This window comes from Haliscomenobacter sp. (assembly GCF_041740695.1).
GTDB lineage: Bacteria > Bacteroidota > Bacteroidia > Chitinophagales > Saprospiraceae > Haliscomenobacter.
Map to the genome: position 1 here is coordinate 46,255 of NZ_JBGSLK010000100.1, position 15,764 is coordinate 62,018.

Consider the following 15,764-nt stretch of genomic DNA (forward strand, 5'->3'; position numbering starts at 1 on the left):
GGTTTTATTGGATGCTAAAACTCTCCCGCACCTTCCCCTGGATAAAGCGCATACTGCCCTTCTTTTGTGGAAAAGTAAAATTCACCAGGTTGCTCTGGTCATCGTACAAGTCCATCAAAAAAGAGTCGGTCAGGTCTATCGACTTGGGCTTGGGCACATTGGGAATTTCTACGTACATCCAACAAGCCACATCTTCGTATTCTTTGCCCAAAAAATTGGCTTTGTAGGCTTTGCCATTGATGAGGAGTTTGAAATGAGCGGCCAGGTACTCGGCCAGATAGCGGTCGGTGTCGGGGTGTTCCTGGGGCGTGCCCATTTTTAGGTTCACCTCTTTGCCTTTGGCTTTCAGCGATTCTTCGATGTGGCGTTCCAGGTCATCCATAAAAATTTTGTGGGTGACTTGAATGGACTTACTTTTTTCCTCATAAACGACCTCGGAAAGTGTTAAATGGATAGGATGAAGGTTCCAGGCCCCAATGCACAGCCACAATCCAATCAAGATACTTTTCATCTGACTATTCTTTTTAAAACTGTGAAGCAGTTTTGTGGTGACAAAGATACAAACGCCAAACGTCTCCGTGATAGGTTCTATCGTCGATAATCGTCAGACGCGGAAAGATAATTGTTACCTTTGACTACTTTTTTAGCACCACGGTCACATTTTCCCGCCAATGGGGGGAGAAGCAGACCCAATTTAGGGTGTAACTTGCAGGTTAGAATTGTTCATTTACCACCCTCAACTACAAATGAGACGGATAAACCAAATTGGAACTATGGTTTTGTTGCTGGTAGCCACGCTTACCTATGCGCAACAAAACACCGATCAAAGCAAATTCCGCCAGCTTGGCACGGAATTACCTACGCCCAATACCTACCGCACCGCCTCTGGCGCACCCGGTGAGTCGTATTGGCAACAACGCGTAGATTACGACATCAAAGTGGAGCTCGATGATGAGAAGCAGAAGATCAAGGGCACGGAGATGATCACTTATTTCAACAACTCGCCACATCCGCTGACTTACCTCTGGTTGCAGTTGGATCAAAACGTGGTTCATCCTGAGTCGGATACGTACAAAACTGCCACCAACAAACTGGGCGAGCGCGTGAGTGCTGGTCAATTGAATGGCATGTTGGACAATTCTTTTGACGGTGGTCACAAGATTGAATACGTAAAAGATGGCACTGGAAAGGCCCTGAAATTCACCATCGTCAAAACGATGATGCGGGTTGATTTGCCTACTCCACTGATCGCTAAAACGGGCAAAATCCAATTGCAAATCGGCTGGAGCTACAACATCAACGACCGTCAAAACCCAGCCCTGGGTGCCGACTCTCGTGGTGGTTACGAGCTCTTCCCCGAAGATGGCAACTACCTGTACACCATCACCCAGTGGTTCCCACGTTTGGCGGTTTACGACGATTACAATGGCTGGCAGCACAAGCAGTTCCTGGGTCAAGGTGAATTCACCCTGCCTTTTGGCAACTACACCGTAGCCATCACCGTTCCTTCCGACCACATCATCGCCGCAACGGGTGCCCTACAAAACGCCAAAGAGGTATTGACTGCCGATCAAATAAAACGTTTTGAAGAAGCGAAAACCGCTACCAAGCCCGTCGTGATTGTAACCCAAGCAGAAGCGACTGAAAAGGAAAAAACCAAAGCAAAGGACAAAAAGACCTGGGTTTATAAGGCCGAAAACGTACGCGATTTCGCTTTTGGTAGCTCCCGCAAGTTCATCTGGGATGCCATGGGTGTCAAAATTGAAGGTAGTCCGGTTCCTACCGTAATGGCGATGTCTTATTATCCTAAAGAGGCCAACCCGCTGTACGGTCACTTGTCTACCGAAGCTGTGGCGCATACCTTGCGTGTCTATTCCAAGCACACCATTCCGTATCCTTATCCCGTTGCCATCTCGGTAGAGGCTTCCAATGGTATGGAATACCCAATGATTTGCTTCAACTACGGTCGTCCTGAAAAAGATGGTACTTATTCCGACCGGATCAAGTACGGCATGTTGGGTGTAATCATCCACGAAGTAGGGCACAACTTCTTCCCGATGATCGTCAACTCCGACGAGCGCCAGTGGACCTGGATGGACGAGGGGTTGAACTCTTTCTGCCAATTCCTGGCTGAGCAAGAGTGGGACCGCAGTTTCCCCTCCAATGGTGGTCAGGCACGCAACATTGTGGGCTACATGAAAGCCGATAAAGAGGTGCAAAACCCGATTATGACCAACTCCGAATCCATCATTCGTTTTGGCCCAAATGCCTACACCAAACCTGCTACTGCACTCAACATTCTGCGGGAAACGGTGATGGGACGCGAGTTGTTCGACTTTGCTTTCCGGGAATACGCCCGCCGCTGGGCTTTCAAACATCCGACCCCTTACGACTTGTTCCGCACCATGGAAGATGCTTCTGGGGTTGATTTGGATTGGTACTGGCGTGGTTGGTTCTTCACCACCGACAACGTGGACATTTCTCTAGACGCGGTAACGGAATTCCGCATGGATACCAAAAATCCAGAGATCGAAAAGCCACTGGCTTCCAAAAAATCTAAAGAGCAATTGGAGCGCGATGTGACTTTCCAAAACAACAAGCGCGACCTCGCAACCACTGCAGTAGAGCGCAACGAAGCCTTGAAAGATTTTTACAATAGCTACGATCCTAATGCTCCGGCACCAACCGATCGTGAGCGTTACGAAAAATACCTGGCTAGTTTGAGTCCAAAAGAAAAGGCCATCATCGAAGCCAACAAAAGCTACTACCAACTGGATTTGTCAAACCAAGGTGGTTTGGTGATGCCACTGATCATCAAATTTGAGTTTGAAGACGGCACCAGCGAAACCCAGCGCATTCCTGCTGAAATCTGGCGCCTGAATGATAAAAAGATCAGCAAAGTATTCGCCTTCGCCAAACCCGTGAAGCAGGTGATCCTCGATCCACAGGAAGAAACGGCGGATGTAAATACGGAGAACAACTACTACCCACGTCGCCCAATTCCTTCACGTTTTGAAGTATTCAAACAAGAAGGATTTACCCGTGGTGCCAGCATGGGTTCCAACCCGATGCAGCAAGCTCAACAGCAAAAGAAAGCAGGCAGTAATTGATTTTTGGGTTTACGTTTACTAAACTTTTGAAGTTTAGTAAACGTAAAATCATAAAGCCTGGCCGATGAGTGATCATTTGCCGGGCTTTTTTGTTGTATAAATTTGACGTAGTGAATCATCCAGCAATCCAAAAAAACACCTCGAGTCGTATAAAAATGTATGAAAGTTTCCATTGTCATCCCTACCCTCAACGAAGCAAGCAATATTAGCAGATTGCTTGAGCACATTCAGCAAAACGCCGGGCCTCAGTTGCTGGAAATCATGCTGGTGGACGGCGGCAGCACCGATGATACTGTGGCCATTGCACGAGCTAAAGGTGCACAAGTACTGAATTGTCCAACTCGGAGCCGTGCTGCCCAAATGAATTTGGGTGCTCGTCATACCCGTGGAGAAGTACTTTATTTTATCCATGCCGATACACTCCCTCCACAAAACTTTCTCGAAGCCATCCATGCTACGCTGGAAAGCGGCTTGTGCATGGGCTGTTTTCGCTACAGTTTTGACTCTTCCAGTTGGTTATTGAAATGTAATGCCTGGTTTACCCGCTTCAATTTCCTGTGGTGTCAGGGTGGAGACAAAACCTTTTTCATCTTTGCCGCTACCTTTGCAGAACTCGGCGGCTACGATGAAAAGTACGTCATCATGGAAGAATACGACTTCATCCGCCGAGCTCGTAAAAAATACCTAATGCCAACTTTGCCACATACCGCAACCGTTTCAGCGCGAAAGTACCAGCAGAATTCCTGGCTACGGGTGCAGTTCGCCAATTGGCTGGTTTTCAATCTTTTTAGGGTAGGGCTAGAACCTGTCCAACTCAAAAAGATTTACAAACAAATTTTAAACTGATCCTTTCCTTTCTGGACTGGTCAATATTCCCTTTTTTTATGAAAAAACAAGTGTTTCTAATCACCCGACTGATGGTACTGGCAATGGTTTGGTTGAGCGCGTCCAATTGCGCCGCCATTCGCCGCAGCACCAATACCAGTCCAATCAACCACGAGCGTTGGGATCAATTGGTCAAAAAACACGTCAAGGACGACGGCTTTGTTGACTACAAGGGCTTCATTCGCGATTCCATGGAATTGAACCGCTACCTGGATCAACTTTCGGCGGTTCACCCCGACGACAAGAGCTGGTCGCGCAACGAACAAATGGCTTATTGGATCAATGCCTACAATGCCTTTACGATCAAACTGATCGTCAAACACTACCCAGTCGAAAGCATCAAAGACATCAAAAAAGGCATCGCTTTTGTCAACTCGGTTTGGGACATCAAGTTCATCAAGATTCAAGGTTTCACCTACGACCTCAACAACATTGAGCACAATATTCTGCGCCCCGTGTTTAAAGATGCACGAGTACATGCCGCCGTCAATTGCGCCTCCTTTTCTTGCCCACGCCTGCGTCAGGAAGCCTATACTGCGGAAAAACTGGATAGCCAATTAGAAGATGCCATGAAAAAATTCCTGGCCGACCCCCTGCGCAATAAGATTACCACTGAAAAAGTCGAGATCTCGGAAATATTCAAGTGGTTCAAGGGCGATTTTGACCGCGATGCCGGTTCTTTGATTGCCTACATCAATAAATTCTCTGCGCAAAAAATCTCCGACAAAACTGAACTCAAGTACCTCGATTACAACTGGGCACTCAACGAGGCCAAGTAATTTCCTGTTAAAAATTTCCTAATCTCCTATTCACCCAATAATTTTTATCTTGTTTAGGTCATTCTTCTGTTGTCACAAAAAACCAAAACATGAAACAATTGAGATACCTAAGCTGTGCCTTGGCACTTCTGCTGAGTGGAAATTTTTTGCTGGCCCAGGTACGCGTAGGCGGTGGGTTCACCTACGGAACCAAATTTGAAAAGCCAGGCTTGTTCGCCCGTGGCGAGTTCCAAATTCCCAACAAAGACCTGGGCATTGTGGCCTCTGGCCATTTCTACTTTCCCAAAGAAGATAAAAACCTGGGCGTAAGTGATAGCCGCGTGGCCTTCAACTTGGATGGCATGTACACCTTCGCGGGCAACGACTTTTTGGACATTTATGGCCTCGGTGGTTTGAACGTGATGCGTTCTAGCCGCAAAATCACGGGCTTTGATGATAAAGCTACGGATACCAAATTTGGTTTTGGCGTAGGTGGTGGTATCCGCTACAAGCTGGAAAGTAAATTGATCCCCATGGCCGAGATGAAATACATCAATGGTGGGCAGGATGAGTTCGTGATCAATATTGGGGTGTTGTTTCAGCTGTAGGGGCAACCCTTGCGGTTGCCCGCGCTCGTGATCAATATTGATTGTTACGGTTGCAGAATTAAACGGGGAAAAACATGGTTTCTTCCCCGTTTAAAAAAAGTCAAATCTTCCTTTGCGCAAATCTCCACAAAATCCCTACCTTTGCGCATGGATACGCAAAATACCAACCTGGACAAATTTCTGGGCGAGGCACTGACCTTCGACGACGTGCTGCTCGCTCCGGCATACTCTGAAGTACTGCCTCGTGAAGTGGACATCACTTCCCAACTTACCCGCGAACTAAGATTGAATGCTCCTGTTGTTTCGGCCGCTATGGATACGGTAACCGAAGCAAAACTGGCCATTGCAATTGCTCGGCAGGGTGGCATCGGGATCATCCACAAAAACATGACCATTGCTGAACAAGCCGAACAGGTTCGCCTGGTCAAACGATCGGAAAGTGGCATGATCATCGATCCCGTCACGCTGAAACCCGACGCAACCATTCGCGACGCCAAAAATCACATGGAACGCTTTAAGATTGGCGGGATTCCGGTGGTGGATGCCAGCAATCGCCTGGTGGGCATTCTGACCAACCGCGACTTGCGTTTTGAAACCAGTCTGGATCGCTCGGTTCAAGAGCTGATGACCTCCAAAAATCTGGTCACCGCCCCTATTGGAACTACCCTGTACCAAGCGCGCGAAATCCTGCAACGCAACAAAATTGAAAAACTACCCGTCGTAGACGACCACAATATACTGGTCGGTTTGATCACCTATAAAGACATCATGAAAGTGATCAACTATCCACTTTCGTGCAAAGATACCTTTGGACGTTTGGTGGTGGGTGCAGCATTAGGGGTAACCCGGGATATGATGGAGCGGGTAGAAGCCCTGGTTCACGTAGGGGTGGACGTCGTTGCGATCGATACTGCTCACGGGCACTCTCAAGGGGTACTCAACGCAGTGAAAGAAGTCAAGAAAAAATACCGCGATCTACAAATCATCGGTGGCAACGTAGCCACGGGTGCCGCTGCCTTGGCTTTGGTTGAAGCCGGAGTAGATGCCGTAAAGGTCGGGGTTGGTCCCGGTTCGATTTGTACCACCCGCATCGTAGCAGGTGTAGGGGTACCGCAATTGACCGCGATCAGTTGGGCCGCTCAAGCATTGAAAGGCACGGGTGTTCCCATTATCGGCGACGGAGGGATTCGCTATACTGGCGACATCGTCAAAGCCCTCGCCGCAGGTGCCAGCACCATTATGGCCGGCGGTTTGTTTGCCGGAGTAGAAGAAGCACCGGGCGAAACCATCCTTTTTGAGGGCCGGAAATTCAAAGTTTACCGGGGCATGGGCTCACTGGGTGCCATGCAGGAAGGTTCCAAAGACCGTTACTTCCAGGATGTGGAGGATGACATCAAAAAACTGGTACCGGAAGGAATCGAAGGTCGAGTGCCGTTTAAAGGAACCCTGGCTGAAGTGATGGTACAATACATCGGTGGCCTACGCGCCGGAATGGGCTATTGTGGTGCCAGTACCGTTGAAGAACTACAAGAGAAAGGTCGTTTTGTAAAAATCACGGCGGCTGGCGTGAAAGAAAGCCATCCGCACAACGTGAACATTACGAAGGAAGCGCCGAACTATAGCACGAGGTAATTTCGGATTTCGGGATTTCGGATTTCGGTGGAAGTTTACCCTAAGGTTGAGGAAACTTTGCAAACGATGACGCCACCGAAATCCGAAATCCCCAATCCGAAACCCGTTCACATCCCCTTCTCCACATCCACAAGCATATCCATGTGGATGCGAATCAGGTCGTTGACCCGAATCGTGCCCATGAGTGCTCTGGGGGGAGTGAGCCCAAAATCGGTCATGAGAATGTTTTTATCGCTGACAAATCGAAACCTTCCAGCCTCAGTTTGCTGAGTACGTACACTCAGGTCAATGGTTTTTCTTACCCCGGCAATGGTCAGTCCAGCTTCTACGACCTGAGTTGCCCAAACCCCATCCGTCATTTTTTTATCATCCAATTGTTTGACTTGGACCAATTCGATGCGGATTCTGGGGTATTCATCTCCTTTCAAGGTTCTTTGCAAATCCTTGTTCATCATTTTATTCCCACAATCCAGGGCTGCAACACCTAAATCGAGTATTGCATTAGAAAATGTAGCCGAAGTTCCATTTTTCCCCTTGTTGAATTTCACTGTCGAGCGCGGAAACTCATCAGTACATTCACACTTAAATTTGTTGACATTGCTCGAACCGTAAAGCATCAATTCACTCGCTGGATCGATCGAAACCACGGTGTCGTTGGAAATACCCAGCACCAAAACTCCAAACAAAAGGACTAAAGCGGAATACTTTCTCATGGCTTTGAATTGTGGGGTAATAAAATCGGGGGCATCAGAATATGATGCCCCCAAGTATTTTGGAGAAGAAAGATAGTGATAAAAAGATTAGAACCCAATCACCGCTTCAATCATCATCCCATTGAATTTGCCTTCATTACGGATGTCGGATGTCGGGAAATCCAGGTATTTTTGAGAAACAAGTTCACCTTTCAGCAGCAAGTTTTTGGTAGGAAACCAACCAGCTACCAGTGCGGTACGATTGATGCTCACGTCTTTGGTGTAAGCAGCTCCACTTGGGCGACCCGTTACATTGTTGTAGCGTGCGCCAAGGTACATTTGTTCGTTGGGTAGGAAGCGGAAGATCCCTTCTACTGCTAACTGATTCCAACTGCGATCACTTGCTTCTGCGTAGGTACCTCCTTTAAGTGTTTCATAGGTACCAAATACTTCCAAACCTTTGTATTTCAGGAATGGGTTGATCATCATTGCCGTAACCCGGTTGGTCAAGCCAGGGTTAAACCGACCTGAAGTAAAATTGGCTGAATATGTACCCGCAGCAGGTTCCAGAACCATGAAGTAGTGTGAACCAGTCCGGTCACCAGAATACAGTGTATTTCTAGAAATGTTGCCATTGGCATACAAAGAAGCGGAAAGCCGGAAGCGCAGATCGCCAAAATTATTGTCATATGCAGCCTTCAAAGAAATAGAAGGATTGCGTTTGGTTGCTTCTAAGTTGGATCCGGTAGGCTTATCAGGGAAATTATCCACACTACCATTAATGAGGCCAGAAGTCAAACCTGCCATCAACATCAAACCTTTAGCTGGGAAAACATATACCTCACCACCGATTTCAGTTGTGAATGCGTCCAGGATCAGGTTTTCAGCAAAGGCGTTGAAGATCGCATTGCCACCATCGGTACGGCGGAATTGTTGGTCCCCAAAGTTAGGTTGGAAGTGCCCAATTTTTACCCGGAAATAATCGGTAAACCATTGTGGGCTGCCAAACATGGGCAGTTTATCCATCTGGATGTAACCACCTTTTACCCAAAATTCGTTGTGGTGACGTGTAGACATGTAGTTTTCCAAACAAACCCGGATACCATCTTCAATTTGGAAGTCGAAGTTCAAATTGGCCATTGCCAGGTTAAAACCAGCAAGTTTGGCAGAAGCAGTATCCCCTTGAGCAGGGATTGTTCCCCAAAGGTAGTTTTTCTTGTATGGCCTGTTCTCGTGAGTTAAACTTTGGTAATCCTGGGTAAAACTACCCCCAATCCGTACGGAGACACCTTTGAATTCAGCTTGTTCACCACCTTTGATTGGTTCAAAAACGTTGATCCCGTTTTTATCCCAGGGGCGGAAGTATTGCAAATCAGCTTGTTGAGCTACCAATGGTAAGGAGAAAGCGAGGGCTAGCAAACCTGCCAGCAGGTTCGACAAAGATCTATTTTTCATCTTGTTGAATTTTAGTCGTTAGTTAAAGAGTGTGAGAAGAGGGAGGTGTTTATTCACCCAGTACAATATCGAAGCTAACTGTGATGTCGTTGCCCGTTTTGAGGGTACCCATGAGTGCGGTCGGTGGATCAATTTTAAAGTCGGTCATTTTCAGGGCCTTCGATCCTTTGAAGGAAAGGCTACCGTTGCTCAATATTTTGCCTTTTACGTTCATGCTGATCGGAACTTTTACACCAGCGATGCTGAGGTTCCCCAGCGTTTTGATGTCGTATTCACCCGCAGCAGGATTAATCGATTCGATCTTGGTCAATTGGTATGTAATTTTGGGATGCTGCGTTGTTTTCAGCGCTTCCCAGGTCTTTTTGTCCATCATTGAGCCTTTGGTACTCTTGATCGAGCTGGCGTCTACTTCGAGGTACAAACTGTTGATGGCTTCGAGGCCACCTTCGTTGATGACGATGTCACTTTTAACGGTGGCAACACCTACACTTGACTCCCATTTGTGTAAGGAGGAGGTGCCCGCAATACTCATTTTGAAACTTTTGAGTGTTTGTGGGCGCACTGGTAGCCAGAGTAAAAATGGAATTATCAGTGCGGTGGTTAGAATAAGAGATGCCTGGTTTTTCATGGCTTTTCGCTTTGTTATGATACAAAGGTAAGCCTGAGGCAAGGTGGCAGACCATGAGCTTTGAGACTCCTTTTCGGTGATTAATATCACAGTAGAGAAAATATTTCAGGTTCTTGGATAATTCACCGCAAATTTTGAATTATTTGCTCCCATTCTGCAAAACCAGAACAACATGACATCATCCAGTACCTCCCTTTTGCAAAAAGTATACGATCCCAGCACTTTTCGCCAACAAGGCCATGCCTTGATCGATCAATTGGCAGATTATTTTGAATCTGTCCAAAGCCAAAGTGATGCCGTGGTTTTTCCCTACCATACCCCAGAGGAACAATATCGTTTTTGGCAAAATGAGCTCAATGGCCCTTTGGCTGAAAATCCCGCTGCCTTTTTTGAAACCGTGATTCAACATTCGGTCAAAACCCACCATCCACGATACATGGGCCACCAGGTAGCGGTCACTGCACCCGCCTCGGCATTGGCAGGCCTGCTGAGCAATGTACTCAATCAAGGCATGGCGCTGTACGAAATGGGCATGAGTTCAGTGCCGATGGAGCGGCTGGTGATCGAGTTGCTCGCTAAAAAAATTGGCTATGACCCTTCCAGCAGTGGAATCTTGACTTCGGGCGGCACCCTGGCCAACCTCACTGCCCTCCTTGCTGCCCGTGCCTGCAAAGCGCCATCGAATGTCTGGTCCGAAGGCCACCAGGAGCGTCTGGCCATCATGGTCAGCGAAGAGGCGCATTATTGTGTAGACCGGGCGGCACGCATCATGGGGCTGGGCCATGCGGGCATCATCAAATTGCCGACCGATGCACAATACAAGCTGCGGAGTGATTTATTGGAGGAATACTTGGCCAAAGCGCAGTCCGATGGTTTACATGTGTTCGCCATCATTGGCAGTGCTTGTTCCACCTCTACGGGCTCCCACGACGACCTGGAGGCTATTGCCGATTTTGCCGAACGGCACAACATCTGGTTCCATGCCGATGGGGCGCATGGCGGAGGGGCAGTTTTTTCCCAAAAATACCAATCCTTGCTCAAAGGGATCGAGCGAGCTGATTCGGTGGTGGTGGATTTTCACAAAGTGCTCATGGTGCCGGCGCTGGCCACTGCCTTGGTGTTCAAGCGGGAACAAGACAGTTTCAGCACTTTCCAACAACGGGCGCAATACCTCTGGAACTCTGCCGAAGCCGATTGGTACAATCCCGGCAAACGCACCTTTGAATGTACCAAATACATGATGTCCCTGAAAATTTTTACGTTGTTGAAGTTATATGGCGAAGCCGTATTTGCAGCCGTAGTTGATCAGGTGTACGATTTGGGGCAGAAATTTGCAAAAATGATTGCAAAAAGGCCAAATTTTGAACTGGCCATGGAACCCGAGTGCAATATTGTGTGTTTTAGACTTATAAAACCTGGAGTCAGTGACCTTAACGCATACAACCAGGCACTTCGCGAGCGCATCCTGGAAAAAGGGCATTTCTACCTTGTACAAACGACCCTGCGCGATAAGTTCTACCTCCGCACTTCCCTAATGAATCCGCTCACTACCGAACAGGATCTAACGATTTTACTGGATGAACTGGAAAGTTTGGCCAACGCGGCGGCTTTTTAAGTTCTCCACCAAAGAGTTTTTGCATAATTTGGAGCCTCCCTTTGAGCGTTTTTACGTCGTGGGTGGTTTTTTGTTGATTGTTTGTGGGTGGTTGAGAAATGTTGAGGAAGGTTTAGGCTACCGCAGCGACTCAATCACCAAGCTGAGCCGGGGTACAAGTCGCTGCGGTAGCCTCAACCTTCCTCAACTTCCCTAAACTTTCCTCAACCAATTAATTGATCGCCATGAATCCCGAAGAAACTTTCTCTTTCACCTCTTACCTGGAAGAATCCAACAACCGCTTGTGGGGGCAACACTTTATTGTGCCAGCTCCTGTCGTTGGTGCCATCAGCGAAGGCAGCGATGACAAACGAGTGGTGTGCAACATCAATGGAGCTGTAGCATACCAATGCGCACTGATCCCTCGTGGGGAAGGCATTTATGTGATCCATGTCAACAAAGCGCGAGTCAAACAACTCAAACTCAAGATTGGTGACGAGGTACAAGTAAGCTTGCAAAAAGATGATAGCGAATATGGATTGCCCGTACCCGAGGAATTTACCGAGGTACTGGAGCAAGACCCCGAGGCCAATGCCTTTTGGGAAAAGCTCACTCCGGGCAAAAAGCGCACCATGCTGTACATCATTGCTCAACCCAAAAGTTCTGATTTGCGGATTACCCGTGCTTTGGCGATCTGCGAACACCTCAAAGCGTATGCAGGTAAAATCAACTTCCGAGCCTTGAATGATACCTTGCGGGGGTAAACGGTTTAATCCGCAGAATAAAATCCCACAATTACCTTATCCCCTTTGTCTTCAAACTCCAGCCACTCATAAGGGTTGGCGGTATCGTTCACCCTGATTTTTTTTGTCTTGGCGTTGCGTACAATTTTTAGGTTTTTGGCGGTGTTGAAATAAAAAGAACGCAGCACGACCAAAGCTTGTGAAAAAGTCAAGGTGCTGGAAGGAATGCGCAAAAACTGGGTCACGCCCCCATTGTACAAAATCAGTTCAAACTCGCCGCCATCGGCAAAAGCCTGCTTGTAACCTTCCACAATGCCTTTTTTTTCATTGGGTGCCGTTACTTCCCGCTCACCTTTGGGCTTGGCCAAGGTCATGTAAAACCATTCCGGCAGGGCAGTGTCCTCCTCCGGTTCTTCGGCGATAACCGGGAATTTGGCCAAATACCCATCAAACACATAGGCTTCCTTTTGGTCGGCATTTTTGACTTTTACCCAGTGGCCTTTTAGTTGGAACTCGTCGATGGTTTCGGCCACGTAGGTTTGATCGGCTTCAGGGAGGGCGAGTATTTCCAGTAATTCACCGTATTGCGCTGCGCCTATTTTTTCAGATTTGGGGTCGGGAGCTTTGCGCAGGCTGAGGCCTAAAAGGGCGTGTACATACATGGTTTGGCCAACTTGGTACGGGGCAGTGGATTTGGGCGCTTCCGGGACGGTGTTTTCCGGTTCCTGATTTTTTTTGTTGCGGCAGGAAAAGGCCAGGGTGGCGAGGAGGGTGAAGAGCAGGAGTTTTTTCATGATGGCTTGGGTTGTGTGAATGCTAAAGATAGTAGCAGTTGAGGAAAATAAAAAAAGATGTCGCACCAAAGAGCTCAGCGCGACACCTTCATCAACAGTTAACACCAAAAACATTGGTCGGCACCAAAATTATTCGCCTTGAGGAGAGAGAGTCAATAAGCCGACCAAAATTTGAACACCCAATTGACCATGTATAACAGAAAAAAAATTAAAAACTCCTTGTACTGCTTGTTGAATCAAAGATAAGGTAGAAAGGGAGGGGAGATGATGACCTTAGGCAGCCTTTTTAGTGATCTTTGTCACTTCGGCTACGCTCAGTGACCAGCACCGCATCCGGTCACTGAGCGTAGCCGAAGTGCCGGGTGCGATGCTGGTCGCTGAGCGTAGCCGAAGCTAAACTTTCCATTTGCATATCCCCTGAAATTCATCTACTTTTGTCCATCACAATTAACTCCTTTCATCCGGGAATGAGAAACGCTACTGAACTGAAACCCGGCGAAGTTCGCCTGGGGGTCGTCCAATGGCTGGTTAGGAATTTTGCGTCAGTGGAAATTTTCCTTGACAAGATCGAACACCAAATCCAGTCTTTTGCTAATTATGGTGTAGATTTTGTGCTCTATCCGGAGTACTTCTCCATGCCATTGCTGTCCCTGTTTCCAGGTGCCAAGGAGCGCGAGCGTTTGGTGGCCATGACAGGTATTACCAACCATCTCATGGAGGAAATCTCCCGGATGGCCAATACCTATCAGGTCAACGTGATCACAGGGAGCATTCCGGAGCTTTCACCCGCGGGTGAGCTGCGCAATGCAACTTACCTATGCCGACGAGATGGCAGTGTGGAAAAATACCTCAAAATCCACCTTACGCCTTACGAAAAACACGCCTGGCACATGGCTCCTGGGAATAAGTTGGGGGTGTTTGACACCGACTGTGGGCGGATTGGCATTCAAACCTGTTACGATGTGGAATTTCCCGAGCTGGGACGTCTATATGCCGATTCGGGGGTACAAATCCTCTTTGTGCCATTTTCCACCGATTCGCAGGAAGGTTTTTTCCGCGTGCGCCATTGTGCGCAGGCTCGGGCCATCGAAAACGAGTGTTACGTAGCCATTGCGGGCTGTGTTGGCTACATGCCCGAGGTGAGTGCCATCGAGTTTCAGTACGGCGAATCGGCCATTTTTACTCCATCAGATTATGCCTTCCCCCAAGGTGCGGTCAAATCACAATTGCCCGCAAATGTGGAGTCCATCATTGTGAGCGATGTGGATCTGGAATTGTTGCACAACTTGCACCACCGTGGTAGCGTGCGCAATCTGCAAGACCGCCGCAAAGACCTGTACCATCTGGAGGCAACTGAAAAGCTGAAATTGCCGCTGGAGATTGAGTTGGATCTGGACAATCCGCTGAGTAATTCCTGAATAAAAATGTTGAGAAGGTTGAGGGAGGTTGATGAAAGTTGAGGCTACCGCAGCAACTTAGACAAAGCCCTTGTCAAAATCGCTGCGGTAGCCTCAACCTTCTAAACCTCCCTCAACCTTCTCAACCATATTTTTTCCAATGATTGACTTACAAATTACCCTCCAAACCTATTCCGGGGCTGATCTGGCACCTTATCTAGATGAGGTAGCCCGTTTGCGCATTGAGGTATTTCGGGCGTATCCGTACCTGTACGAAGGGCAGATGGAATACGAACGAGAATACTTGCGCAGCTACCTGAATGCGCCGGATGCGGCCATTGTCATTGCGCGGGACGAGGACAAAATTGTCGGTGCTTCAACTTGTATTCCACTGGAAAACGAGCCTGAATCTGTACAAAAACCCTTTTTGGAAAAAGGCCTGGATGTCAAAAAAATCTACTATTACGGCGAATCGGTTTTGCTGCCCGAATACCGGCGCAAAGGCATTGGCGTAGGCTTTTTTGAACACCGCGAGCGCAAGGCCCGGAGTTTGCAGCGCTTCCAATGGGTTTGTTTTTGTGGGGTTGAACGGCCGCAGGATCATCCCCTGCGCCCAGCGGATTACGTTCCGCTCAATCATTTTTGGCGGCGGCGCGGCTTTCAGGAAACCGATATGGTGTGTTACATGAGTTGGAAAGACCTGACCGAGGAACAAGAAAGCCCCAAGCCATTGCGTTTTTGGATGAAAGAACTGTAAAAATAAGTTGAGGGAGGTTGAGAAGGTTGAGGGAGGTTTAGGCTGCCGCAGCGATTTTGACAAGAACTTTGTCTAAGTAGCTGCGGCAGCCTCAACCTCCCTCAACCTTCCTCAACCTTCCTCAACCAAACACAATCGATTTATGCGCACTTTTTCTACCCTTATCCTGGGAATGCTCCTCTTGTTTTGCACCGCTTGTGGTAGCAGTGCAGGGTTACCCCAAATGGAGGACTTTAATGCCGTACTTAAAAAAGTAGGCAATACGACGACTTATCAAATGTTGCTGCTCAACGCTGGTGGAAGCACCCAGGTTCTGGGTTTTAAACAAAAAGGTACCCTGATTGTACCAACCGATGAAGCCTACAACCAATTGGGTGGCCAGGCTTTGATGGAACTGATGGACCCAAAACAAAGTTCAGCCCAGCTATCCATGCTCAAACGCCATGTGTTGAATCTGCCCTTGAGTCCTCAGAAATTACAAAGTATGGGAAATGTGACAACAATGGAAGGCAATAGTATTCCAGTCAAAATGGAATCAAACGTGTTGTCTTTTGGCGAAGCCAAAGTGATCTCCAGCTTTGAAACGCCAGAGGGGATGGTGTATGTGGTGAATAAGGTGCTGAAATAGTTGAGGGAGGTTGAGAAGGTTGAGGCTACCGCGAGCGACTTAGACAAGGATATTGTCAAAATCGCTCGCGGTAGCCTCAACCT

At 48.0% G+C, this 15,764-nt stretch carries 15 protein-coding genes; 10 read left to right on the forward strand and 5 right to left on the reverse strand.

Features of this window, described 5'->3' with window-relative positions; all coding sequences use genetic code 11:
- Positions 1-4 precede the first annotated feature (4 nt).
- Positions 5-511 (reverse strand): DUF6702 family protein, encoded by a 507-nt coding sequence (locus ACEW9O_RS20115; RefSeq protein ID WP_373551992.1) that lies wholly within the window; start codon positions 509-511, stop codon positions 5-7.
- 262 nt (positions 512-773) lie between these two features.
- On the opposite strand from ACEW9O_RS20115, the gene ACEW9O_RS20120 reads away from it, so the two are divergent.
- From ACEW9O_RS20120 to guaB, 5 genes are all read left to right on the forward strand, one after another.
- The gene (locus ACEW9O_RS20120; protein WP_373551993.1) at positions 774-3,110 is read left to right on the forward strand and encodes a M1 family metallopeptidase; all 2,337 of its coding nucleotides are present in this window, start codon (positions 774-776) and stop codon (positions 3,108-3,110) included.
- 159 nt (positions 3,111-3,269) lie between these two features.
- Positions 3,270-3,956 (forward strand): TIGR04283 family arsenosugar biosynthesis glycosyltransferase, encoded by a 687-nt coding sequence (locus ACEW9O_RS20125; protein ID WP_373551994.1) that lies wholly within the window; start codon positions 3,270-3,272, stop codon positions 3,954-3,956.
- 38 nt (positions 3,957-3,994) lie between these two features.
- The gene (locus ACEW9O_RS20130; RefSeq protein ID WP_373551995.1) at positions 3,995-4,774 is read left to right on the forward strand and encodes a DUF547 domain-containing protein; all 780 of its coding nucleotides are present in this window, start codon (positions 3,995-3,997) and stop codon (positions 4,772-4,774) included.
- 89 nt (positions 4,775-4,863) lie between these two features.
- Entirely contained in the window at positions 4,864-5,361 is a 498-nt protein-coding gene (locus tag ACEW9O_RS20135; protein ID WP_373551996.1) for an outer membrane protein, read from the forward strand.
- Between the two features lie 147 nt (positions 5,362-5,508).
- Positions 5,509-6,993 carry an IMP dehydrogenase gene (gene guaB, locus ACEW9O_RS20140; RefSeq protein ID WP_373551997.1) on the forward strand — a complete coding sequence of 495 codons (1,485 nt, stop codon included), beginning with the start codon at positions 5,509-5,511 and terminating at the stop codon, positions 6,991-6,993.
- A 107-nt stretch (positions 6,994-7,100) separates the two neighbouring features.
- On the opposite strand, the gene ACEW9O_RS20145 is transcribed toward guaB, so the two are convergent.
- The 3 genes from ACEW9O_RS20145 to ACEW9O_RS20155 all read right to left on the reverse strand — a co-directional run bounded on the left by ACEW9O_RS20145 (position 7,101) and on the right by ACEW9O_RS20155 (position 9,768).
- Complete coding sequence (locus ACEW9O_RS20145) at positions 7,101-7,706, reverse strand: YceI family protein (RefSeq protein WP_373551998.1); 606 nt, start codon at positions 7,704-7,706, stop codon at positions 7,101-7,103.
- An 87-nt stretch (positions 7,707-7,793) separates the two neighbouring features.
- Positions 7,794-9,140: a hypothetical protein gene (locus ACEW9O_RS20150; RefSeq protein ID WP_373551999.1), complete on the reverse strand. Its 1,347-nt coding sequence runs from the start codon at positions 9,138-9,140 to the stop codon at positions 7,794-7,796.
- 49 nt (positions 9,141-9,189) lie between these two features.
- Positions 9,190-9,768 carry a YceI family protein gene (locus tag ACEW9O_RS20155; protein WP_373552000.1) on the reverse strand — a complete coding sequence of 193 codons (579 nt, stop codon included), beginning with the start codon at positions 9,766-9,768 and terminating at the stop codon, positions 9,190-9,192.
- Between the two features lie 172 nt (positions 9,769-9,940).
- Between ACEW9O_RS20155 and ACEW9O_RS20160 the strand changes: the two genes are divergently transcribed.
- A complete protein-coding gene (locus ACEW9O_RS20160) occupies positions 9,941-11,383 on the forward strand; it encodes an aspartate aminotransferase family protein (protein WP_373552001.1) in 1,443 nt (480 codons plus the stop codon).
- 224 nt (positions 11,384-11,607) lie between these two features.
- Complete coding sequence (locus tag ACEW9O_RS20165; RefSeq protein ID WP_373552002.1) at positions 11,608-12,126, forward strand: YdeI/OmpD-associated family protein; 519 nt, start codon at positions 11,608-11,610, stop codon at positions 12,124-12,126.
- 5 nt (positions 12,127-12,131) lie between these two features.
- Here ACEW9O_RS20165 and ACEW9O_RS20170 read toward each other — a convergent pair whose 3' ends face one another.
- Positions 12,132-12,899, reverse strand: a complete 768-nt coding sequence (locus ACEW9O_RS20170; protein ID WP_373552003.1) for an SH3 domain-containing protein — start codon at positions 12,897-12,899, stop codon at positions 12,132-12,134.
- A gap of 467 nt (positions 12,900-13,366) precedes the next feature.
- Between ACEW9O_RS20170 and ACEW9O_RS20175 the strand changes: the two genes are divergently transcribed.
- The 3 genes from ACEW9O_RS20175 (at position 13,367) to ACEW9O_RS20185 (ending at position 15,681) form a co-directional block, all read left to right on the forward strand.
- Positions 13,367-14,317, forward strand: a complete 951-nt coding sequence (locus tag ACEW9O_RS20175) for a carbon-nitrogen hydrolase family protein (RefSeq protein ID WP_373552004.1) — start codon at positions 13,367-13,369, stop codon at positions 14,315-14,317.
- Positions 14,318-14,456: 139 nt separating this feature from the next.
- Complete coding sequence (locus ACEW9O_RS20180) at positions 14,457-15,053, forward strand: GNAT family N-acetyltransferase (RefSeq protein ID WP_373552005.1); 597 nt, start codon at positions 14,457-14,459, stop codon at positions 15,051-15,053.
- 142 nt (positions 15,054-15,195) lie between these two features.
- Positions 15,196-15,681: a fasciclin domain-containing protein gene (locus ACEW9O_RS20185; protein WP_373552006.1), complete on the forward strand. Its 486-nt coding sequence runs from the start codon at positions 15,196-15,198 to the stop codon at positions 15,679-15,681.
- Positions 15,682-15,764: the final 83 nt, after the last annotated feature.